We start from the raw sequence: 22,099 nt of genomic DNA, 5'->3' as shown, positions 1-22,099 counted from the left end.
TGTCTGTTACGGAGACTACCCACCGATGACCGCGTTGTGAACAAGATTTAGTCGGAATGGCACGCAACCACACTATATGTCTTTCACCGCCAGTTGGCACACGCTTCTTGAGGAACTCGATGATCTTCCCGAGAGTGCGACGCTCATCACGCCGCTCTCCCATCACCGATTTCGTATTACTGACGTGCAGGACGCTCGCGTCATCATCCACTTCGAAGACAGGGACGAGACGCGGCCGCTCCAGCGAGACCAGTTCGAAACGCTCTATCGACGGATCCAGGATGTCCCTGACGGATTTGACCTTGATCGTCTTCCGGCGGATGCCGATCCGTATCCTGCGGTGTGGAGTGTCCATCCACGGTTCGAGGTTGATGAGGATGCTGGTGTCATTACCCGATCAGAGATCGCGACGGCGACGCAGGTAGTCGACGCAGAACAGGAACCTACGGACGAGGACCGAACTGAACCCGACGGACTGGATGTCTACTCGGACGCGCTCCTCCTCATCGATGCACTCGAACGTCACGAAGTGACTGATCTCCCTGAATTGGAGACGAACGCGCTGGTGAACCTCTATACGCTGCTCTCAGATGTCCAGCGAGATGCGAACGACTTTCGGCAGGAAGTCGCGGATGTTCTTCTTGCTCGACTCCATCACGACCGTCCCGTCTCCGGGCAGTACGGCTCTGTCCAGCGGACGAGTCGCCGCAATCGCTCGCTCAAAGACGACGAGGAGGTACTGGAACGCCTCGAGAACGCTGGCATCGACCGTGAACGTGTGCTGAGCGTCGACCGCTCGAAAGTCGATGAAGCACTCGAAGTGACCACTCTCTCTGAATCGGATGTCTACGACATCGAGGAAAGCGAGTACGTCCGGAAAGCAGAGGTCGATGAAGACGTGAAAGAATCGCGGCTCCAGGGGTTGAAAGACCGTCTCGCCGCCAGTGACGACGACGAAGCTGAACAACTTCGAGACGAGATCGAAGACCTAGAGCAGCGTATCGACGACCTCACGAGCTTCCGCACGGGTACGGAGATGCAAAGATGACTGCCTACCGATTTCGCGTCAAGTTCGACCCCGATCCGACATCCCTGTGGCGAGATATCGTCGTCGGCGCAGACAGAACGATCGCTGAATTCCAATCAGCAATCAACCCCGCATTCGGGCTCGATCAGGGGCATCTCTGGTTTGTCGGCGACGACGAGGACTACTGGGACAGCGCAGTCAAATACCAGTGCCAGCAGGAGTATGAGGAATCACTTGGTGGCGATCCGGTATTACGTACCGAGCGGATCGAGAACGCGGGTGATGTGACGATCGGTGAGATGACTCGTCAACTCGGTCTCGAACAGTACGACCGCATCTGCTATCTCTACGACTACGGCGACGAGTGGCGCTTCTACGCTATCCTGAAAGAGATTCTCAGCGATGAACCGAGTGACACAGAGCCAACAGTCGGGAAAGAGAAAGGCGATCCGATCGACGACCAGTACGAGCCGTCGGGGGCCGATGAGAGCGGCCCTCTTCTGCCTGATCCGCTGTATTCTGTACTGCCAGAAACCGCTGTGCCCGTTGCGGACCTCCGTGAACTGGAGGAGCACGAGGATATCGTCCACGTCCTTCCGTTACTCAGCATCGAAACCGGGTTCGGAGCAGTCTGTGAGCGGTTCGCGATTCAGTTCAAGGAGACAGGATACGTCCTCGAAAACTTTCAGCCGGGGTGGCAGATCGTCGAGGAAGTCGATGGGGCAAACAAGACCGAGGAAGAACTTCTCGCCGCGCTTGCGGACGCAGTCCGTGAGTGGCACGCTGAAATCGCGGAGATCTCGGGGGCGATGACGGGACAACACTTCGGCGAGGAAACTGTCGAAGCGATGCACGTCGAACTGGAAGCCGAACTCGAACGCAAAGGGTACGGCCACCTGTTGTAGTAGTCGTCCAGCCCTCTGTTGATCTGGACGAATTCTTGTGCGTGTCCTACTGACCCTCCCGTAGTGGCTTCGACTCTTGTCTCTCGTCGCACGGTCTTTCGAAGCATCGCTCGACGATCGTACGTCGAGTGGCCGGCGTATCATTCGACACCACTGTACGACCGAACATCGATTGCGGGATTGGAATCGGATATCCGAACGGTTTCGGGCGCGTGGTTCGCCCACGAGAGCCACGACTCAATCGAGCAGTTCGTCTGTTCGCTACCACTGGCCTACTTCAGATTCGATCCCCATGACCGCTACGCGAAGTCGACCCGGTATGAGATGGACACTCTCTTTCGCATCTTCGTGCTGAAAGAGATCCACGGATGGAATCACGAGACGGCACTCGTCGAATACCTCGACAGCCACCCTGAACTTTGCAAGCAGTTCGAGTTTGAGACCGTTCCGAACCAGTCAACACTGTGGCGAAGCTGGCACGAGCGCTTCACCGCCGATTTGCGGGAAACAGTCGAGACTGCCGCACAAACGGTTCTCATTACTGCTCAGAGCGAAGGTGTCACTGTTCCACGTCATCCGGAGCGGAGATCCCCACAGCGAGAGGACGACGGCAGGGGATCCGATTCCGACGATCAGACCGTCTTGGAACGGGCGGAACAGATCATCGACCACGTCAGCCGGATCGTCTTTCCGGTGTTCTCGTTAGATCGCGGTGAAGGCTGTGAGATTCACGAGAATGCCTACTGGGGGTTACAGACCTATCTCGGGCTGCGTGAGAACCTCGCTGCTAACGAGGGCGCTCGTAGCTTCATCCACGAGTCGACACGTGATCGGACGCCGCTTGGCCACGCCCATCGCGACCAGATTCGTGACCTCTCCATTGAGGAGATTCGCGAGATGTACCGACAGGCCGTCACCCGGCTGCTGGATGAGGCCGGCCGAACAGAGGAGTTCTTTCGGGCGGGCATCGTCGCCATCGACATCACCGAAGCTGACCCGTTTACTGGCGATAGGACGGGCCACGAAGACGAGATCATCGGCACGAAGGAGAAGACCGACGAATACGCGTACCAGTGGGCGACGGTTCAGTTAGTCGGGAATGCTGTCCCGATTGTACTCGATGCGCGACCTGTGCGGCGGGGTGAGTCACGGAAGGAGATCGTTGAGGATCTCTTGGACTCTGCTGAAGCGGTCGTTCACGTCGACAACGTCCTGATGGACCGGGAGTTCGATAGCCAGCACGTTCTGGAGATGATCGGCCAGCGGGGACTGTCGTATGTCGTGCCCAAGCGAATGCAGACCAGCGAGAAAGCCCAAGCAAAGCGGTTGCTTCGACGTGATCAAGACCGGTACGAGACCGACAGGAAGCTCCACCTCGGAAAGAACGAGTGGCACGAGACAACGCTGATCTACCGTCGAAAAGAGAACTCAGAACACGACAATCACCGGCAGTATTCGGTGTTCATGACGAATCGGGGGAGCGGGCATCTCACTGAGTACGGCTATCGGTGGGAGATCGAGAGCGGCTACAAGTCGATCAAGCGATTTATGGCCGCCACCACGTCGAAGAATTTCGGGCTGCGGTTCTTCTACTTCGCGTTCGCTTGCCTGCTGTACTCGATCTGGCGGGCTGTCGATCTACTCGTCCAAGTCGAGGTAACTGGCGAGTACGAGCATTCGCCAATTGTGACAGCTGACAACACGCTAACGCTGTTGAAGAAGGAGACGGGAATCGGATAGTGGTGTGACTCTCTCCGTGGTAGCGCAGCGGCTGAGTGGCAACGCTACCGGAAGTCGCCGAAATTCGCGTATATGGTTGGGAATTCAATATGATTGACCGTTTGGAGAGCAATCTGAATCAGTTTCCCTCACTGAATCGGCCGAAACCACGCATCACAGGCCCGCTATACCCGCTGTAGTCTCAACTTCCCACAACCTCGGAGGACGATATTGATGCGTGCCTTATATACGATACGCTCTTGTGAAGTACATTGTTGGTGAGTCAGAGAACTTCTCGGATAATCTGTTTCAGTGCTTCTCGTCCCGGTTTGCGGAGGACTCGTCGCCGAAGTTGGAACGGTCTGAGATACGCTGTCAGTTTGTCTTTTGAGACACCTCGGTGCGGCGAGAGCCACCGTCGCGCCAGCGACGCGTGGCTCTCGCACGTGTTCACGTGTGCGTCTTCATCAACGTACTCGCCGTCACCGTGAATTACTGATTCTCGGTGGAAGCTCTCGTCATCGTCGAGTGGATCGTAGGCCCGAAATCCGTCCGTGTAGACGGTCAGCGACTCCTTCTCGTGGTTGTCGAGAAGGAGTCGCACGGTCGCTTCATCGGTGGATTTCGCTGGGACGACGTATCGCTGACCGCTGCCGCGATCAACGAGCGTGAACACTGGCGGTTTGTCTCCCTCATACGTTCCTCGTCCGCGTTTCGAGAGAGCACGCGAGCGCGACTCTTGGTCGCGCTCGCGGCCTTTCTTCCCAGCAGAGACGTAGAACTCGTCAATCTCGACCGGGCCAACGAGGTTGATGGCTGGCGCGTCGAGCGTTCTGGCGAACTGCTCGACGCGCCGGCGAAGCGAGCGATACGAAACGTCAATTTCAGCGTCTAGCTGGCGGATACTCGTATTGAACCGGAGGAACGAGTAGAACGCGAATAACAGCTTGTCAAGGCCGATCTTCGCGTGCGCGAAGATCGTGCCGGTCTTGTCGTTGAACGTGCGGTCGCAATCCTTACAGAGATACCGTTGATACTCTCGATAGCTGCCGTGTTTGATCACCGATTCAGACCGGCAGCGCGGGCAACAGAGGCCCTCGCGCCAGCGAACCTGCTCCAGCAGGTTCGCGGCGCTCTCCTCTGAACTCAGCAATTCAAATGGGAACATTGCGTCCGGGTGACGCGTTCGCGTCACCCTTGCCCGCTACGCTTTCACAGCGACAGCTCTACCCGACCAACAATCTGCTTCGGAAGAGCGAATTTGTAAATGCTGATGTATCACCAACGTCGGGGTGTATCGGAGCGTGTAAGTCCATGAGATGAGTCCATCCAAACACCGGTTCAACCGCGGTAGTAAGTTCGTCGACGAACTCTTGAAGTACGTACTCAGCGCGGTGGGCCGGCCACCCACTCCGCATCTGTAGCAACCGATGAGCTATGTATGGAACGGTATATGGTGTTAATAATGAATCGTACTTTCTCATCCGGGTCTTTATGTCATGTGCGTAGTCCGCCACAGAGAAAGCCGAGTTGTCCTCCTCTGTTTTTGCCTTCGGATCTTCCCCATCCGTCTGTAAATTCCGGAACAAATTGAACCCTAAATCGAAATTTCGGTCCGCAGTCATATGGGGGTTTGATAAGACGGCTAACGTCTCAAACCCATGTTCGTTCAGATACGAGGCGATTGTCTCACTGCTTTCAGGGATAGCTTTCCACGCGTGGGAATTAAAATAACAACCGTTGAACGAGTGCTGGCCAGCAAAAATACCAGGAGCTGATTCTGTAGTATATGGCCCTGTAGCAAACGCGTTATCAAAGATAATTGATTCCCCAGCTAATTGGTCTAGGAAAGGGGTCGTGTTCTGATGGTGCCCATTAAATCCACACCGGTCATATCGGAAGCAATCTATTGTGAGTAGTATGATGTTTGTCATGTACGTCATACGATTATCCAAGCTATTAACCTTTTATTGACTGGTGATCCCTGAGAGCGATTATGAGGTAGCGCTAAACTGTAGTTCAATAGCTGACGGAAATCATGATAATAAGTGATATTAACCGGAATCCGTTGGGGCTTGGACAGTAATACTATATTTCCAAAAATTGAAGAGATGACAGATATTCTCTCTCCATAGACACCTGTGAGTAAGCACCGTTCAACGTTATCTAAATTGGCAAAAAGCGCGGCAATTGTCCTATTAGCCACTGTCTTTGGAAATTCTATCGGGTTGTTGGCTGAGGTTATTATCGCTAGATCTCTCCCACCCTCACTGTATGGAGAGCTAACATTGGCATATACCGTCGTGTTCTCTCTCGGGACTATTGCACTACTTGGGATTCACCAAGGAATGACCCGGCAACTTTCAGCAACTGAGGCAAAGAAGCGTCAAATTCAGATACTCTATGCTGGATTCAGTATGATATTCCTTTCAGCTGTTGCTGCCGTTGGCGGCCTCTATCTTTTTCGGGGAAGGTTTGCAAACCTTATGTCTGCAGATTACCTTTATGAGTTTCTGGTGCTACTGTCTCCGTTTTTACTTGTTTACCCTCTCTCACGAGCAGCTCTTGCGACCCTTCGCGCACAAAAAAGAACCTTCCCTGCCGTGATGGCACAACAGATCGGTGGAAGAGGAATAGCATTCATCGCTCTCCTTTTATTTATAATAGGGGGCAGAGAATTTGATGGTGCGATAGTATACTGGGTCACCGGTCCCCTGTTCGCATTTATTATTGCTCTATATTTTATTTCGAAGGGTGGACTGTCATGGAATGTATTCGATACATTACCCGATGGAAAAACTGCTCGTAAGCTCTGGAGCTTCTCTTGGCCGCTTGCTATTGGATCAGGAATATTTCTTCTTCTAAATAGGGTAGACATTTTGATGATTGGTTATTTTTTGCCGTCAAATGAAGTGGGATATTATCGAGCGGTACAGCCCCTAAAAAAGATCGCGACCTTTGCTTTGGGCTCTTTTACATTTCTTTTTCTTCCGGTGGCAACAGAGTATTACACAGAAGGAGATACGGCAGGCCTTGATCAAATATTCACAATCACTACAAAGTGGATTCTTTTGATAACGCTTCCTCCGGTCCTACTGTTCGCCCTGTTTTCGGGAGACATCATCCAAATTCTGTTCGGGGACAACTACTTACCTGCAGCACCCGTTCTAACGATCCTGAGTACCGGACTGTTATTTCGCGCTCTCAGTGGTCTTGACGGAGATATGGTCAAAGCAATTGATCGTCCTCAAATCGAGCTATTCTCTGGTGCTTTAGGCCTGTCTTCAAATATTATCCTGAATTATGTTTTAATACCAGTGTTCGAAATATCCGGAGCAGCCGTTGCTACTGTTGTCGGATATATTGTCTATAATGGGACCGAACTAATCTGGATTTACCACCTCACAGGTGCATCTCCATTCTCAGTTAATATTGCCAAACATCTCGGTGTCATGTCCGTACTTGCGGTACTGGTTTCAAGAATTGTGCCCTCCCCCATTGGACTGGTGGATCTAATTTGTGTTGGTATCAGTTTGACCCTTTTTCAACCGGTAGTTCTCATTCTGACCTCAAGCGTAGATGAGGCTGATATTGACCTGGTTGAACAGTTAGAAACGAGAATGGGACGGAATCTTGGAATAATAAAGAGAATAGCTAGAAAGGGGCTTTAGATTGTACGACTCAAATATATCCTAAGTCTTCTAGTCGACTCTGGGTAGTCTCGTTTACACTGGACTCATTGTTCGTACCAACAGTTAATTCGCCGAGTTCAGATACTAGCCGATTGTGAAGCCGCTCAGTTTGCTCAGTATTACTTCTTGGAGTCGATTCTGCCGAATCTTCTTCGAGATTGTATAACTCTGTGAGACCATCCGACCCCTCAATAAGTTTCCAAGGTCCTATTCGAATCGCGCGAAGAGAACGGTCATATTCTCGAGTTTCGTCATCAAGCTTTCCAGCCCGTTCTTCCAAAGCATCCATCGACGGCTGGGGCTCTGGGTATTCCGAGATTACTTGATTGTCTCTGTCTTCTTCGTTCAGTAAGGGATTTGCAACGTCTTCGTTACCCACACTTGCAATCTCACATAGGGCTCCATAGATGTCCTTTGTTTCCACGAGATCCGTGACGTTTCTAGGAGCCACCGTATCTGGATATCGAATCGCGAGTGGAACGTGAACTAATGTTTGGTATAAGCAATACTGATGATCCATCAACCCGTGCTCTCCGATATTTTCTCCATGATCTCCAGCGACAACGATACAGGTATTATCCATGATGTTTTTTTCTTTAATTCCCTCAAGTAGACGGCCAATTTGAGTGTCAAGATATCGGAGTTCTGAACGGTAAAGGCTGCGAAGAATCTCAAAGTGTTGAGGACTCATTGATTCTTGGCCAGCAATGTATTTCCATGGGTTTTGATTGAGCTGGCGCGCTTCCTGTAGGTCTACGTTGTCAGGCAGTTCGTCCCTCGCCACATTGTCGGGTGGTTCGTAATCCAGATGTGGTTCCATATAATTCAGAAAGAGAAACTGCGGATCATTTCCCGCATTTTCTAATATAGATAGTGCATCAGATGTTATTTTTTTCGCTCCACTATCAGATCGTTTTGCCCAGAATTTTTCGTATACTATGTTCGCAATAGTCTTGACACTTGATGTTATGCTAATTCGATTTGACAGTGTACGCACCTGTTCGCGGCGAGAGGAAAGGTTCCGAATATCTCCAAGTTCTGCACCACCCCAGAATAGGTCATATGCTGTTTTGAACTGGTCAAATCCCTTATCAAAATTGAACCCGGGGGATATCCAAGGGTTAGCGGAAACCCCGACAGTGTGATATCCTTCCTGATTAAGTGCCTGAGCAATTGGCGTGTTCGGTGGATTGAAATTTGGCTTGTTTGCAGAAGTACCATGTTGTGAGGGATAGAGTCCTGTGAACATTGAACCATGAGAGGGAACTGTCCACGGGCCGGCCGCAGTAGCGTTCTCATACATAACTGCATCATCAAATAATGATTTGAAGTTCGGTATTTTGCCTTCTTGAAGAAGATTATGGAAAGTTGAGGCTCTGCAAGTGTCGACTACGAGGAATATAATATTAGGCTTTGATCCCATCGTTACTACTTCAAATATTGACAATCTAATTGAAAGTATTTTCGAACCTCAAAGCCAACACCCGCTTGAAAATGATACAAACCATGATAATTATGAAATAAAAGTACACTTGGGTATTTGAGATTTAAGAAGAGTTGGCCGCTGATTCCTCAGCAATTTCGTAATACAGTCTTTCTAACTCGGTTGCACTCGCTTCCCATGAGTATTGTTTACGACAAATCTCCCGGCCTCGCTCTGTATCGAACTTGGCGTTTTCGAGACTATCTGTAATACTTTCGGCCAGTGCCTTCGAATCACCGGCAGCGACCAGTCGGCCGGCGTTGTTGGCAACGATTTCGTCTGAGACACCAACGACATCCGTTGTTATGACAGGGGTTCCACAAGCCAGTGCTTCTAGCACAACCAGCCCAAACCCTTCTTGATCAGAAGATTTTGAGGGTAACACAAACAAATCGGCACCGGAGTATAACGAGACGAGATCTTCGTCGGGAATACGTCCTATGAACTCTACATGATCATCAATACCGAGCTTTGTGGCCTGCTGTTTGTACCGTGAGTGTGCATCACCGCCACCGCCGACGAGCAATTTCGGGACAATATCCGCTTTTTTATTAAGTCGTGCTATCGATTCTAATAATACGTCTAGACCTTTATATCCGTGATGACCATCGAGCACACTTAAAAAGAATAGAGTCGGCCGATCAGAAGCAAAGCCGAGGCGCTTTCGCTCCTCAGAGTTGAGTTCAACTGGACGGAACTGTTCGACGTTGACTCCGTTTTGTATGACCCGTACTTTCTCGGCATATGAGTCAAGATGCTTCGAGTTTTTCAGGTAGTCTGACTGTGTTACAATGATGCGGTCAGCGAGTCTGAGAACTAGCTGAAGCATCGTTCGATTGTACGCGGTCGCTACGTAGTCAGCAAGGCCGTCGCCGATGATATCATTATGATACGTGACGACGACAGGAGTGCCGGTGACTGCACCGGCAAGAACGCTCAGGTCTGCACTCCAGGGTGTTGGAAGATGTGTGTGAATGACTTCTGCCTTCCGAGCCTCTTCCAGAAGGACGGTTGGCAGGGCAGGGGTGATATTAGTATTCGCTATTTGTCCAATACTTGCCAGTCGACGAACGGTGATGCCGTCAATAACCTCTCGTTTTTTACTTTCGGGTTTGGCTTTGGCACAAACAACAGAAACACTGTGTCCAGATGCCACGTGTTTTTTAGCTATATTGTGGACGTAAGATTCGACACCACCAATATATGGATAAAATCGCACCGGCGTCTGTAGAATTTCCATTACCTCGACTCAACAGTGTCAGGATATTAAACGGTTCGACCGAGAAATTGTGACTCATCTTCGTGAATTGAATTGGTGAATTAAATAGAGCAAATGAACGAAGTATTATCTATCATGAACATCGTCGACTATTTCGTATAAACTCTCTATTCAACTGTTTGGTCGGGCCGGAAGTCATGAAAATTTAGAGCGTGACTTCTACGTGCTCCCGTCCTAAGGGATGTCTTCGAAAAATAGAAACTACTGGGCCGCCCCTCTGACTGTTCACTGATAGACCACGATTAACAGGCAGAGACTCTCCTTTGCTAACCGTTGGTCGTATTTATGCTAGACATATGAACACCCTTTGTAGCAGGACTCCCTCGTTATTGAAGCGGAGTTTTCAATATGCCACCCAATGAGCCATTTTGCAACACAGTATGAATGTCTGTTTCATAAGTAATGTGATATATCCGTTCGTAACTGGCGGTGCGGAAAAGCGAATCCACGAGATTGGTACCCGACTCGCTGCCAACGGCCACGACGTAACCGTCTACGGACGCCACTTCTGGGATGGGCCGAAAGAAATCACGCACGAGGGAATGACACTCCGGGCAGTGAGTCCAAACCGCGAACTCTACACGGATGACGATGGACGACGGTCAATCGGCGAAGCGCTAGAGTTCGCAAAAGACGTGGTCGTTCCACTGCGCCGCCACGTAGACGAACACGATGTCGTCGTCGCGTCCGTGTTTCCCTATTTTCCGGTCCTGTCTAGCAAACTCGGGGTTCTCGGTACCGACACGCCGCTCGTAACAACCTGGCACGAAGTCTGGGGGGATTACTGGGACGGATATCTCGGGCATCTAGCACCGTTTGGCAAGGGAGTCGAGCACGCAACTGCCCGCATCCCACAGCACCCAATTGCTGTCTCGGAACTCACCGCAGGTCGTCTGGGGGACATCGGTCCTGAACGCGAACAGATTCGGACTGTTCCGAACGGAATCGATTACGAGCAGATTCGAGACACGCCCCCCGCTGAGGATGGGTTCGATGTCCTCTTCGCAGGGCGGTTAATCGAGGACAAGCGCGTCGATATCCTCCTGCGAGCGTTCGACCAAGTCGCGCCAGAAGAAGCCACACTCGGCATCGTCGGCGACGGACCCGAACGGTCGGAACTCGAAAGTTTAGCCGATTCGCTATCGGTAGCTGAGCGAATAACGTTTACCGGCTTCCTCGAGGAGTACGACGACGTCTTGGCACAGATGCAGACGGGCAGTATCTTCGCGACACCGAGCACGCGCGAAGGCTTCGGGATCACGGCTGTGGAGGCAATGGCAGCGGGCTGTACGGTCATCGGGGCAGATCATCCGGACTCGGCGGTCGGCGAGGTCGTCGGCGATGCGGGGTTCCTAGCCGACCCGACTGTCGAAGGTGTTGCCAATGTACTGGACCGTGTCCTGGCCGGTGCAGAGCCCACCACGGAGCCACGACAGCGCGCACAACGGTTTGATTGGGACCAAGTAGCCGAAGATGCTCTGGACGCGTATACGGCTGCAGCGACTGACGAGTGGTGAGATCGGCGGCAAAAATATAGCTTCTAAGCTTTGGTGGTACCATTGCGTTTTTTATTTACTGCACTTGAGGCTCTTACTAATGCAAATTCTTGTCACTGGAGGGGCAGGATTCATCGGCGGACATCTCGCTGAACGCTTTGTCCGAGACGGCCATGATGTCGTCGTTGTGGATAACCTCGAACCATTTTACGACCTTGATATTAAACGGCATAATATCGACAATGGCCGCAAAGTAGCTGAAGAGAGTGACGGAAGTTACGAATTTATCGAAGGTGATGTCCGTGACGGCGACTTCGTCACAGAACTAGTCGCCGATGCTGACTACGTCTACCACCAGGCCGCACAAGCCGGTGTTAGACCGAGTGTACAGAACCCCCGGAAATATGACGAAATCAACGTCGGTGGCACGCTGAATCTGCTTGATGCTTGCCGGGACAAGGGTATCGAACGGTTCGTAATGGCATCCTCATCGTCGGTCTATGGAGTTCCGCAATATCTTCCATACGACGAACAGCATCCGACGACGCCCGTTTCGCCATACGGCGCATCAAAACTAGCAGCTGAACGGTATGCCTGCTCGTATGCTGAGGTATATGATTTCCCGGCTGTTGCGCTGCGATATTTCACTGTCTATGGTCCACGGATGCGCCCAAACATGGCTATCTCGAACTTTGTCTCCCGCTGTATCAATGGTGATCCGCCGATCATCTATGGTGATGGTGCACAGACGCGGGATTTCACGTATATCGAAGATATCATCGAAGCGAACGTCACATTGCTTGATGAGGACGCGGCTGACGGCGAAGCTATCAATATTGGCTCGACAGATAACATTGAAATCAAAACGCTAGCCATGGAGATTCGTGACCAACTGGCTCCAGATATAGAACTAGTATACGAAGATCGTCACGACGCCGATGCTGAACACACGCATGCTGATACGTCCAAGGCACGTGACCTTATTGAGTACGAACCAGAGCACACGATCAGAGAAGGAGTCTCGAAGTTTGTTGAGTGGTACCGTCAGAATCGAGAGTGGTACGAGCCACTTGTCAGGGACTCCTAGAGATATACAGCAACCGCGGTCTGGAAACACGTATCAACGAAATCCGCACCCTCTTTTGTGGACGGAAGCCACGACGACACGCTAGACATCGTTGGTGACGACCTTGAGCGTGAGCGCCTTGAACCGAAACGTGGGTCCCTAACCCATGCTGATTGCCTAGAGTTTCTCGGCTTCTTCGACGACTAAGAGGACATACCTTCAGTCCGGCCCATACCAGCTGGCCAACTACCTTTGGGCGGGACTGAAAGGGCCGCGTTCTCGGCGAACCCCGACGATGCAAGCACCCACTGGAGCGTAGCGAGTCGCGGGAGCCGAGAACGCGGGGGCTTTCTGTTAGTGAGACACTGTTTCTCCGGGCGATCATCTACCACATACGAAATTCTAAATAGTCGTGTACTCCCACAGACACACCCCACACCGAGTGAAACCGCTACTTCTCAAGAGCCTCAATGACCAGTTCAGGGTCTCGGACCAACCGATGCTCCAAAAAACTCCCCTCGCTATGGCCTCCCCCAGTATGCTCGGATTCAGTGACACCCAAAAACGACTGCTCTTTGAGGAGCCGATACACACGATCTTCCGAGAGCGGTGTGCCTTCTTCTGCTGCCACGAGTTGTGTGTAGGCCTCGTAGATTTCGTGCGTCGAGAACGACTGCTGGCCGGGGTTATCGGCGGTAAGTAAAGCGAGCGTTCGAAGGATGTGTTTGACGTGGGGTGTGGTCCCGCTGACGAGTTGCTTGAATCGATTGATCTCCGCCCGCTGAACGGCGTCATCGACGTGATCTTCCGTAACGATATTCGCTTCTTCCTTCTCTGCGATTCGCCCCGCCTCGTATAGTGTGTCGACGGCCTTGCGGGCGTCGCCGTGTTCTTGGGCAGCGAGTGCAGCGACTTTTGGAATGACGCCCTCCTGTAAGACTCCATCTACAAAGGCATCGGTACGGTTTTCGAGGATTGCCCGGATTTGATTCGCATCATACGGATCGAAGACGAGCTCGTTGTCCTGAAGACTGGAGTCAAGTCGCTCGTTCAGCCGATTTCGATACTCGATTTTGTTACTCACACAGATGGCACCGATATGTGCATCTGCCTTCCCGCTTTCTTTTGCCCGAGTCAAACTCCGAAGGAGGTCGTCGTCGTCGAGCTTATCCACTTCATCTAAAATTGCGACAAACACGTCAACGTCGTGTTCATCGAGGAGTTCCCATGTTATATCCCGGTAGTCCGCAGCACCGATACCGACGCGCGGAATATTCTTCTCAGCATCGAGTGTGTCGGAGAGCCGCCTTGCCATTTCTCGGCTCGCCTTGGCATCTGACTGGTAGTCCGAACAATCCACATATGAAAATCGGAAGTCCGTGTCGTGGGAATCGGCTTCTTTCTGTGCCTGTCGAGACACACACCGTGTAACGAGTGATTTCCCAGTCCCGGTCTTCCCATAGATAATGGTCGTCTCAGGCGGACTCCCCCTCGTTCCAGGACCGAGCGCACGCCCAACTGCGGAAATTTCCTCGTCGCGGCCCACGATTCGGTCGATGTCCGGCACGTGGCCGACTCGGAGTAACTCCCGCTGTTCGAAGATGTCACCACCCGCAAAAATCGAAGATCCGTCCTCGGAATCATCCATTGCTATCGAGACAACAAATGGACAACATTTAATTGTTCCTAACCTCGGGCCGAGTGAAAACTCTCAAAACTGCCTTAGCAAGACTTTCAAACGCTATCAAATCAGATTATATACCAAATGAGGGGAAGAGACACACCGAGTAACGAGTGAAACAGAATATGCTAGATCAACAGCTACACTCGGTACGAGGTGTGTGTCCCATGGGACTGGAAAACTCACACTCATGAGTTTTCACTCGGTACGAAGTGTGTGTCCCATGGGACTGGAAAACTCACACTCATGAGTTTTCACTCGGTACGAAGTGTGTCTCACGAGATTGGAGAATCCATCCTCCGAAGTTTTCACTCGTTGCGGGGTGTGTCTATTCCATTATCAAGACGCTAATAGTTGTTAACTAACCAAAGAGTCTTCGGCGCTTTGAGAGTGGGGCTTGTCCTGAACTCGACATGGCAGTCGATGAAAAACTCTTGGAAAAACGCTACACCGGGCTCGACCTCCTGGACAGTACGGCCGAGAAGACCGCCACAGGAGGCGTCACGCCTGTTGTGACAGGCAATGGAACATAACCCTGTGACAGACTCCACCTAAGAAAGGCCCAAACCGACACCACCGCGGCGTGGACGCGACGGCACACGTCCTACCGCCGCCGACGCTGTCTTCCGTAGCTGTTGCACCCGAGAGCGACCCCCCATTTACAGACATGAAGTGAGTTGTCGTAACACGAACGACGCGACCAGGCTGGCTGCCCCCGTCACAACGGCTGTGACGATGCCCTCCCGAGAGCTTCATCCTGGGTTCGTTCACAACATCGATTTGGGATAAACCAGCGACGCCGGTCTGGTTGAGACAACAGATGCAGACATTCCATCCCGATATACCCGACTGTCCGCGATCTATCCGATCACTTCACTCTAGGGACCGTTGCCTTGCGAGTAAGTGAACATGGTTCCTAATCCCAATATCGGCTGCATTCGGTCCGTTACTCCGCAGCTAGGTTTGTCACATGGTGTCCCGAACTGGAGCGACAAACAGCCACTCACTGTAGCCTTTCCTAACTACTAGTAGCGGCGCTCTCCTGCCGGTTTTGGAATCTAAGTTGAACATTCGGTGATGGGGTGGTTTTCATAATCGGCGCTGACGGCCGCAAGAACACTTCCATCGACGAGGGAGAGGAAGAACTAGGACGCAGTTACCGTTGTGAGGACGGCCAGTAGTCACCCGGTGGGATTACGATCTGTACGGAGCGGGCGGCTGCCTCCTGATTCGTGTTTCTGACGACGGGCGGTAGTCGCCACTACGCCTATTCCTGCTAATCGCCAGACGGGAACCGATTATGACTAGCTCAGGTGGGGAGTTTGACGGCCGATTCAGGCAGGTTGAGGGACGATCTTGGTTTCTGTATTCCGCATTTCAGCCGTGCTTACGGCTTTGATGTCGGGATTCTGTGTTTCGATGGGATTCGTCATAGCCTGAACGGAACAGAGTATAGAACGTTTCTTGCGGCCTTTGAACCCGATTATGAGAATTTGCTACGTGTTTCGCTGTAATGTCTTACTGGGCAAGCTGTTCCTCAGCAGTGACTACTACTCGACGCAGTCGAAATCTTAGGATACTGTAGGAGTGGTCTCGTAACCTGACGGGAAACATAGTGTCAAGGATAGAGGCGAGAGATTGAAACCCACAAACCAACCGAACGCCGTCCTTTGTCGATTTCCGGGTGTCCAACCCAGATGCCTCCCACCGAAAGAACGTGCGTGGCCGCTGTCGAACCTAGCTAAACCGGTGGACTGACCAGTCGGCAGATATCGGAGCTGAACGACCAAAACTTCTGATATCGGATGACAGAGCCTTTGTCGAAGCCAGTTTTGACACACCGAGAACTGCGAAATATATATTTTCTATTATAGTTAGGACATAGTCGGATTTCTAACCTTGGTCGATGTCTTGCGATTCGAACTAACCTTAGAAATAGTAGAAATTAGAATATGTTTTGTGAAATCGATTTCAGTTTCCAACGGAGAGCCCCGACTGCTCCAGCTCTGGATTGTTACTGTTCGCTTGCCAATCTGTCGTGCTCGGCGATGGGAAGCTAAGGACTACCAGAGACGAGTTGGTCCATTCTACCGGGGATTATCCCACGGTTGTCCTATCGAGAATGGGCCGATTTGTAGCGATTGTCCTGTGATAAGTCAGACCCGCGACGTTTTTGAAACGAGGGTGAACAAACATAGCGTATGCGACGATTGCTCCTCGCTGTGTGCTTCGTGTCCCTCCTCGCCGGGTGTGGTACATTCATGGGTGATAGCCCGCCGCCGAGCGACGAGCGAGCTGTCGCGGCTGTCGAGGAGGCGAGTCGTTCGATAGCCCCAGTCGAAGCGTACCGATTCAAAATGGACATGCAGGTGACTGCGTCGGATGGCGACCAGTCGCGAACGCTGAGCGTCGATGGAAGCGGTGCGGTGAACGTCTCCGCGAAACGGATGCAGGCGACGACACGGATGCAAGACCAGACAGTCAAGTCCTACGTCGACGGCTACAGGGCGTACCAGGGCTGTCAGGACCCCTGGGGCGGCTACGCTGTCGAGAACGTCTCTCGCTCCGAACCGTGGGCGACCGCGACACCGCTCCACCGGCAAGTGCTGCTTTTTGAACGCTCGAACGTCTACTGGCGGGGCAACGCGACGCTTGACGGCAATCGGACCGTTCTCGTCACGGCGTCCCCGAGCGCTGACACCATCGAGTCATTGATGGATCGTCGACAGGCTGGCGACGTGGCGCTGGACCGCGGCTCGCTTGAGAACGCGACGGCGCGACTGTGGCTTGACCCGGATACGAACCGCCCCGTACAGTCGGAACTTACCATCAAAATCTCACAGCGCGGCGCGACCGCAACCGCGACGATTACCGCCCAGTACAGCGGTTACGGTGAACCGACTGCGATCTCGATCCCGTCGGAGGTATCCGACGACCCGTACGAACTCGGGTGTCCGGGGGCTAGCTGACCCACTTGAGGACACCACTGCTGTCAGGTAAACCGGGGATGATTGACCGCTCAGTCCGACCAACTTTCGTACAGGTCCTGTCCGACCACGCCCAGACCGACGAGCGTGATGAGGTTAAGGAGAAGGCCACCGACAACAGGAATGGCGAACGGGACGGCCAGTAATAGTCCGCCAGCGATGCCGTCCGTAGCGCTCACGGTCCCGTCATCTCCGACAACTGAGTTACCGACCCACGCGGCAGTAATGCCGGTACCGATGATACCGAGGACGCCGATGAGAAGCAGTCCCGGGATCGAGATCAGTGCGCCGATGACGGTCAGTGCGAGCAGCACCAGTCCGATGGGGAGCAGAATGCCGACGAGAACACCCCACCCGATTGCACCGCCGAGGTCGTTCTGAATCTCTCGTACGGCGTTCGTCGTGTACGTCGGGCCGATAGCGGCGGCTGCGGCGCCCAACACCGCGAGAATGACGAACCCGACACCGAACCGGATGACGACGTTGAAGGCCGGATCACCGACGCCACCTGGGGCCGTAGACTGTGCTGTTGCGACCCCGGAGAGTCCGAGTACGGCGAGTAGACTCCCGAGGCTACTGATGGCTTGCTTGGAGGGCATAGTAGCGTCCCTGTAGTTTCTACTCAGCCTGTAAACGTCTTCTGGGTGCTTGTCAGCCGTTGCAACTTTGGGTCATCTACAAATGATTAATACTTGGGAGCAACCAGACACATATCCATGACTGACTGGCGTGAGCGTATGGAGTCCGGCTCGGAGACTCTTCGCCAACAGGCCGTTCGAGTCCCGCTCCCAGATGTGGAGGCGGAGCGATCCGTACACGAGAATATGATGCGAATTGCGGCGGCCGGCGAGCGAAAGAGCGAGTTACTCGATGACCCGGACGTGCCCCTGACCGAAGTGTACGAGGACGAACTGGACGAGATGAGACAGAGCTTCGAGCACCGCTTACAGCAGGTCGCTGGCGAGGACTACTATGAAGTCGCAACTGCGTATCTCGACGGCGAGCGTGACGACTGGATCGGGGCGCTCGCGGCGTATTACTTGGAGTGTTATTATCGCTTGCAGGAACGCTACACTGTTGACGAGCAGATATTCTTTTTACTGGTTCTCCGGTATCCGGAGTGTTTCACTGTCAACCTTAGCTTTCTCACTGGCGACATTTCCGCTGCAGGTGTGCGGTACGAGTCATCCAAGCACGTCGAGGCTGACCTCAACGAGCGGAACGCAGAACAGCTCTACGCCGACTGTCAGTATTCTCAGTACGACGCTTCGGAGTACCTCCGCGAGAACGTCAGCTGTATTCGGGACGCATTCCCGGATCCAGAGACGACGCCGTTTGCGCAGCGCCGACGTGGCGGGTTCGTCCATATCACTGGCAGACAGGGTGCAACATTCACTGAGATACTCGAACCCGTCTCGCCGGATCCGAACCGGTTTGATGACACCGCCTCGGAACCTGGTCTCGTGTCAGAGGGGCCAGAGGCCAGACGAGCGAAGCGAAAATTTCTCACTGACACCACGGTCGTTATCTGACACCCTGTCCCCACCACTGGCTGTGCCCGCAGCTCCGAACCTGTCCGTGACACTCGCTTCCGGTGAATCAGGTCCTATCCGGCAGCGATTTCCAGAGGGGGCCGTGTCTTTTTGAGGGCTGGGATGTGACTGAGCAGTGTGGATGTGACTGTGTACGGGCCGCTTCGGGCGGCGACGGGATCGAAGACAGTCGAAGTTCCGGTAGACGGCGACACGGTGGGCGCTGTAATTGCGGCCCTCGTAGACGCGTATCCGCGTACGGAGTCCCAACTGGTCGATGAGGCCGGCGAACTCAGACCAAGCGTCCGTGTGATGATCGACGGCGACAACGCTGAGTATTCGGACCGAGTGCCGCCCGGAGCGTCAGTCGAGATTTTTCCCGCGATGCGCGGCGGGTGAACACGAACGGGCGCTGTGCTGCTAGCGGTCGTACTGTTCGCGGACGGTATCGGCCAGTCCCTGTTCTTCGAGGAGGTCCATCGGGGCGAGCATCGAGAGCTGCACGACGCCGGGCAGTCGAGCGATCTCGACACCGCCGGTGAACGTACATCTCGCTCGGACCTCTCCCTCTGACATATCGAAGAGGGTCCCAGCCCGTGCGAACGCGTTCTCGGTTGCGTCGTTGATCGTAGCCCCGGACCCGATGATCTGGAGCGGCGCTGCATCGACGACGTCGTCGACGTGGTGTTCGGCGGCGAGAGCCTCACCCGCCTCCCGCTCGGCGTCGGTGTACGGCTTGGCGATATCCGGCAGGTCCGACTCGTTCGGGAGCAGGAGCGGACCGTCAATGTCGAGGTCTTTGATGACGCTCACTTCGAGTTCGGTCCGGCCGCTCACGTCAGTCGTGTGAAGCGAAAGCTCGCCGTCGCCCTGGTTGGCGTGTAGGTCACCGACGTACAGGCCCGCACCGTCGATCTCGACGGGACAGATGAGCGTCGCACCCGGGCGGACGTCGTTCGAGTCTAGATGGCCGTCCGTGCGGGCGTCCAGTGCCGCTTCGTCGGCGAGGCCCCAGTCGTGGTCGGCCCCGATGAGGAACTGGCCGAAGTCACCGGCATTGTGTGAATCGGGGAACGCAACCGACGGCGTCGTCCCGATGTTCCCGATGAACGGCCGGAGGTGTCCGAGTGTTCCCGGGATTTCGTCGGGCTTGTACAGCAGAATCGGGTGTTGCCGGGAGTTCTCGGGCAGTGCCATCGCCTCGTCGGCGCGCTCTGCGAGGTCTGCGGCACCATCGGGGCCGACCGTGAGCCCCACGGAGCGGTCCTCGTCGAAGGCAACGGTGTAGCCGAACTCGAAGCCAAAGGACGAAGCGTTGGCCCCACATTCCGCACATCGAATCGCGTCTTCGCCGGTGCCCTCGACGACGCTGTCGGGCCACTCGGTCCCACACTCCGGACACCGGTGGTCGACGAACGGGTCGCTTCCGAATGCGTCCTCGCGTTCGGCCATGCTGCCCGTGCTTGTCGCGACACTCGTCACCTCGACGTCCTTGATCTGGACGACGAGCGCGTCGCCGGGTTCGGCGTTCTCGACTCGGATCGGTCGCGTTACCTCGTGGCCGCCGCGGAACTCGGGGGTGATCATCGGCCCCCAGCACGCCGGGGGCGTGTGTGTGCGAACGGTCCCGCCATCGGCGACCGTGCCCGCCCATTCCTGATCCGGCCCAACGAGCCCCAGTGTAAACCGGTCGACATCGAGTTCTTGCTGGATTTGCTCTGACATACATTCTCAAGCACGGTCTATATGAGAATAAATCATGGTGTAGACCCGAGTCATCACTGTGCGCCGCCCCGACGAAGCTCTCGGGTGCAACGCGGAGACTCGTGACTGATGTCCTTGCCTCTGATTGTCCAACAGTACCAACGAACGGTTCCAAACGACACGTGAGAGATTGTACCGCGGCCATACAGCAGAGTGATATCCCAACCGTTGCGTAGGATGTGGTCAAAGCCACCGGCAGCGTTCATCCGTGTTGCGACTACATTAGATCGCCTCACGTTTGCAGACGAACCGTCGGGCGAATAGGCTCGGTCGTTGGATCTCTGTTTATCACCCGTCAAGCAAGGTTCGCTTCACGCGCACCGCGGACATTACACCAGGTCGTCCGAGGATCGCGGCCAGCGTCTCGACTATCCTCGGGAACTTTCGCTTCCGCTCATAGTAGGCAGATTTAATAAAACAGTGTATCGCTCGCGCTGACCAGATCTGTTCGTTAAGCCAGTTCCGTCCCTGACGCTCGTACCACTCTGCAAGGAGGTCTCGACGGATTTCTGGATACTGATCGTATATGTCCTTTTGATGACGTATATTCTGTAGTATTTTTTTAAATCTCCGTTTCCCGGTCCATAATTTGTTTCCTTCTTGACGATAGAACGTCAGACACTCGTCGACGTAGCCGGCTTTCGTCCGCTTCGCGAGTTCTATTTTGAGGTCTGTGTCACCCAGTTCGATGTCTAAGTCGTCCTCCTCACCCATCCCAGCCATTGGTAGGCAATCACACAGTACATCTCGTTCCATCAACATCGAGCCTGTCCACATGGGAAACGTCTGAAACCGGAGCGCTGATTCCAGAAAATGGCCGGACACCTCCTGTTTCGGGTAAAAATCCCCCTCATCACCGCGGACTACGCCGCAGTACGAAACACCGACTTCCGGGTTCTGTTCGAGAACGTTCGCTGTTTTTCTCAGTTTCGTCTCGTAGAGGTAGTCGTCGTCGTCTAGAAACTGGATGTACTCGCCGGTCGACCGCTCGATCCCAGTCGTATAGGCTGCCTGCCACCCCTCATTCTCCTCTTTTATTATCGGCTTGTCGATCACTTCGTCGTACTCTGAAAGCACCGGTTCGGCGTACCCCTCGCCCGAGTCATCAACTACGATCAGCTCGACGGGTTCGTAATCCTGTTTGGCCACGCTTTCAATCGCAGTGGGGAGGAGGTCATTTCGGTAGTGAGTGGGGATAATCACCGATATTTTTCTGCCCATGTGAAGTGCGTTCTGAGTGAATATTTTTTGTTAAGAGGTGTATACAGACACTGGAAGATACGTTACAGCGCTCCTGTCTGATACTGGCACACCCGATCGGCTGACTCTGAAAGTCTGGTCGTGCCTTTGCCGCTGATCTTCACCTCTCCGCTACGAGTACTCGATACAGACGCAGAGATACTCAGAGGGCACCGTGACCACGGCGCGCAAATCCATTTTTCCAGTACTCCCTTCGGAATCTCCGCTT

At 53.7% G+C, this 22,099-nt stretch carries 17 protein-coding genes; 9 read left to right on the top strand and 8 right to left on the bottom strand.

Going from position 1 to position 22,099, the window contains the following annotated elements; translation table 11 throughout:
* Positions 1 to 76 precede the first annotated feature (76 nt).
* The 3 genes from AMS69_RS12065 (at position 77) to AMS69_RS12055 (ending at position 3,672) form a co-directional block, all read left to right on the top strand.
* Positions 77 to 1,048, top strand: coding sequence for a hypothetical protein (locus tag AMS69_RS12065; protein WP_053968305.1), 972 nt, complete (start codon positions 77 to 79; stop codon positions 1,046 to 1,048).
* Positions 1,045 to 1,932, top strand: a complete 888-nt coding sequence (locus tag AMS69_RS12060) for an IS1096 element passenger TnpR family protein (protein ID WP_053968304.1) — start codon at positions 1,045 to 1,047, stop codon at positions 1,930 to 1,932. The genes AMS69_RS12065 and AMS69_RS12060 overlap by 4 nt, the downstream gene beginning before the upstream one ends.
* Before the next feature lie 63 nt (positions 1,933 to 1,995).
* Positions 1,996 to 3,672, top strand: coding sequence for a transposase (locus AMS69_RS12055; RefSeq protein ID WP_053968303.1), 1,677 nt, complete (start codon positions 1,996 to 1,998; stop codon positions 3,670 to 3,672).
* A 262-nt stretch (positions 3,673 to 3,934) separates the two neighbouring features.
* Here AMS69_RS12055 and AMS69_RS12050 read toward each other — a convergent pair whose 3' ends face one another.
* Both AMS69_RS12050 and AMS69_RS19730 read right to left on the bottom strand, forming a co-directional pair.
* A complete protein-coding gene (locus AMS69_RS12050) occupies positions 3,935 to 4,819 on the bottom strand; it encodes an IS1595 family transposase (protein WP_053968371.1) in 885 nt (294 codons plus the stop codon).
* A gap of 58 nt (positions 4,820 to 4,877) precedes the next feature.
* Positions 4,878 to 5,585, bottom strand: a complete 708-nt coding sequence (locus AMS69_RS19730) for a sulfatase-like hydrolase/transferase (RefSeq protein ID WP_162230987.1) — start codon at positions 5,583 to 5,585, stop codon at positions 4,878 to 4,880.
* A gap of 207 nt (positions 5,586 to 5,792) precedes the next feature.
* On the opposite strand from AMS69_RS19730, the gene AMS69_RS19725 reads away from it, so the two are divergent.
* Positions 5,793 to 7,322: a flippase gene (locus AMS69_RS19725; RefSeq protein ID WP_077067792.1), complete on the top strand. Its 1,530-nt coding sequence runs from the start codon at positions 5,793 to 5,795 to the stop codon at positions 7,320 to 7,322.
* A 10-nt stretch (positions 7,323 to 7,332) separates the two neighbouring features.
* Here AMS69_RS19725 and AMS69_RS19720 read toward each other — a convergent pair whose 3' ends face one another.
* Together AMS69_RS19720 and AMS69_RS12035 are read right to left on the bottom strand one after the other, a co-directional pair.
* Entirely contained in the window at positions 7,333 to 8,766 is a 1,434-nt protein-coding gene (locus AMS69_RS19720) for a sulfatase (RefSeq protein WP_077067791.1), read from the bottom strand.
* Positions 8,767 to 8,890: 124 nt separating this feature from the next.
* Entirely contained in the window at positions 8,891 to 10,066 is a 1,176-nt protein-coding gene (locus AMS69_RS12035) for a glycosyltransferase family 4 protein (protein WP_053968300.1), read from the bottom strand.
* A gap of 419 nt (positions 10,067 to 10,485) precedes the next feature.
* Here AMS69_RS12035 and AMS69_RS12030 point away from each other — a divergent pair, with 419 nt between their 5' ends.
* Together AMS69_RS12030 and AMS69_RS12025 are read left to right on the top strand one after the other, a co-directional pair.
* A complete protein-coding gene (locus tag AMS69_RS12030) occupies positions 10,486 to 11,622 on the top strand; it encodes a glycosyltransferase family 4 protein (protein WP_053968299.1) in 1,137 nt (378 codons plus the stop codon).
* Between the two features lie 79 nt (positions 11,623 to 11,701).
* Positions 11,702 to 12,688 carry an SDR family oxidoreductase gene (locus tag AMS69_RS12025; protein ID WP_053968298.1) on the top strand — a complete coding sequence of 329 codons (987 nt, stop codon included), beginning with the start codon at positions 11,702 to 11,704 and terminating at the stop codon, positions 12,686 to 12,688.
* A 430-nt stretch (positions 12,689 to 13,118) separates the two neighbouring features.
* Here the strand turns inward: AMS69_RS12025 and AMS69_RS12020 are convergent, their stop codons facing one another.
* Positions 13,119 to 14,315, bottom strand: a complete 1,197-nt coding sequence (locus AMS69_RS12020) for a Cdc6/Cdc18 family protein (protein WP_053968297.1) — start codon at positions 14,313 to 14,315, stop codon at positions 13,119 to 13,121.
* A gap of 2,294 nt (positions 14,316 to 16,609) precedes the next feature.
* Between AMS69_RS12020 and AMS69_RS12015 the strand changes: the two genes are divergently transcribed.
* Positions 16,610 to 17,317, top strand: coding sequence for a hypothetical protein (locus AMS69_RS12015; protein WP_053968370.1), 708 nt, complete (start codon positions 16,610 to 16,612; stop codon positions 17,315 to 17,317).
* Between the two features lie 50 nt (positions 17,318 to 17,367).
* Here AMS69_RS12015 and AMS69_RS12010 read toward each other — a convergent pair whose 3' ends face one another.
* Positions 17,368 to 17,934 carry a hypothetical protein gene (locus AMS69_RS12010; protein WP_053968296.1) on the bottom strand — a complete coding sequence of 189 codons (567 nt, stop codon included), beginning with the start codon at positions 17,932 to 17,934 and terminating at the stop codon, positions 17,368 to 17,370.
* Positions 17,935 to 18,051: 117 nt separating this feature from the next.
* Here AMS69_RS12010 and AMS69_RS20870 point away from each other — a divergent pair, with 117 nt between their 5' ends.
* Positions 18,052 to 18,867 (top strand): hypothetical protein, encoded by an 816-nt coding sequence (locus AMS69_RS20870; protein WP_053968295.1) that lies wholly within the window; start codon positions 18,052 to 18,054, stop codon positions 18,865 to 18,867.
* 138 nt (positions 18,868 to 19,005) lie between these two features.
* Positions 19,006 to 19,266 carry a ubiquitin-like small modifier protein 1 gene (locus AMS69_RS12000; RefSeq protein WP_053968294.1) on the top strand — a complete coding sequence of 87 codons (261 nt, stop codon included), beginning with the start codon at positions 19,006 to 19,008 and terminating at the stop codon, positions 19,264 to 19,266.
* Between the two features lie 21 nt (positions 19,267 to 19,287).
* On the opposite strand, the gene AMS69_RS11995 is transcribed toward AMS69_RS12000, so the two are convergent.
* Both AMS69_RS11995 and AMS69_RS11990 read right to left on the bottom strand, forming a co-directional pair.
* Positions 19,288 to 20,592 carry an acetamidase/formamidase family protein gene (locus AMS69_RS11995; protein ID WP_053968293.1) on the bottom strand — a complete coding sequence of 435 codons (1,305 nt, stop codon included), beginning with the start codon at positions 20,590 to 20,592 and terminating at the stop codon, positions 19,288 to 19,290.
* A 327-nt stretch (positions 20,593 to 20,919) separates the two neighbouring features.
* A complete protein-coding gene (locus AMS69_RS11990) occupies positions 20,920 to 21,852 on the bottom strand; it encodes a glycosyltransferase family 2 protein (RefSeq protein WP_053968292.1) in 933 nt (310 codons plus the stop codon).
* Between the last annotated feature and the right edge of the window lie 247 nt (positions 21,853 to 22,099).

It is taken from the genome of Haloarcula rubripromontorii (assembly GCF_001280425.1).
Taxonomy (GTDB): domain Archaea; phylum Halobacteriota; class Halobacteria; order Halobacteriales; family Haloarculaceae; genus Haloarcula; species Haloarcula rubripromontorii.
This window is presented reverse-complemented; position numbering and strand designations above follow the sequence as displayed.

Excerpts from the sequence above, each read along its gene's own strand:
- AMS69_RS12025 (WP_053968298.1), top strand. The coding sequence starts at position 11,702 with ATGCAAATTCTTGTCACTGGAGGGGCAGGATTCATCGGCGGACATCTC.
- AMS69_RS12050 (WP_053968371.1), bottom strand. The coding sequence starts at position 4,819 with ATGTTCCCATTTGAATTGCTGAGTTCAGAGGAGAGCGCCGCGAACCTG.
- AMS69_RS19730 (WP_162230987.1), bottom strand. The coding sequence starts at position 5,585 with ATGACAAACATCATACTACTCACAATAGATTGCTTCCGATATGACCGG.
- AMS69_RS12065 (WP_053968305.1), top strand. The coding sequence starts at position 77 with ATGTCTTTCACCGCCAGTTGGCACACGCTTCTTGAGGAACTCGATGAT.
- AMS69_RS11995 (WP_053968293.1), bottom strand. The coding sequence starts at position 20,592 with ATGTCAGAGCAAATCCAGCAAGAACTCGATGTCGACCGGTTTACACTG.
- AMS69_RS12030 (WP_053968299.1), top strand. The coding sequence starts at position 10,486 with ATGAATGTCTGTTTCATAAGTAATGTGATATATCCGTTCGTAACTGGC.
- AMS69_RS12015 (WP_053968370.1), top strand. The coding sequence starts at position 16,610 with ATGGGTGATAGCCCGCCGCCGAGCGACGAGCGAGCTGTCGCGGCTGTC.
- AMS69_RS20870 (WP_053968295.1), top strand. The coding sequence starts at position 18,052 with ATGACTGACTGGCGTGAGCGTATGGAGTCCGGCTCGGAGACTCTTCGC.
- AMS69_RS12010 (WP_053968296.1), bottom strand. The coding sequence starts at position 17,934 with ATGCCCTCCAAGCAAGCCATCAGTAGCCTCGGGAGTCTACTCGCCGTA.
- AMS69_RS11990 (WP_053968292.1), bottom strand. The coding sequence starts at position 21,852 with ATGGGCAGAAAAATATCGGTGATTATCCCCACTCACTACCGAAATGAC.
- AMS69_RS12020 (WP_053968297.1), bottom strand. The coding sequence starts at position 14,315 with ATGGATGATTCCGAGGACGGATCTTCGATTTTTGCGGGTGGTGACATC.
- AMS69_RS12035 (WP_053968300.1), bottom strand. The coding sequence starts at position 10,066 with ATGGAAATTCTACAGACGCCGGTGCGATTTTATCCATATATTGGTGGT.
- AMS69_RS12060 (WP_053968304.1), top strand. The coding sequence starts at position 1,045 with ATGACTGCCTACCGATTTCGCGTCAAGTTCGACCCCGATCCGACATCC.
- AMS69_RS19720 (WP_077067791.1), bottom strand. The coding sequence starts at position 8,766 with ATGGGATCAAAGCCTAATATTATATTCCTCGTAGTCGACACTTGCAGA.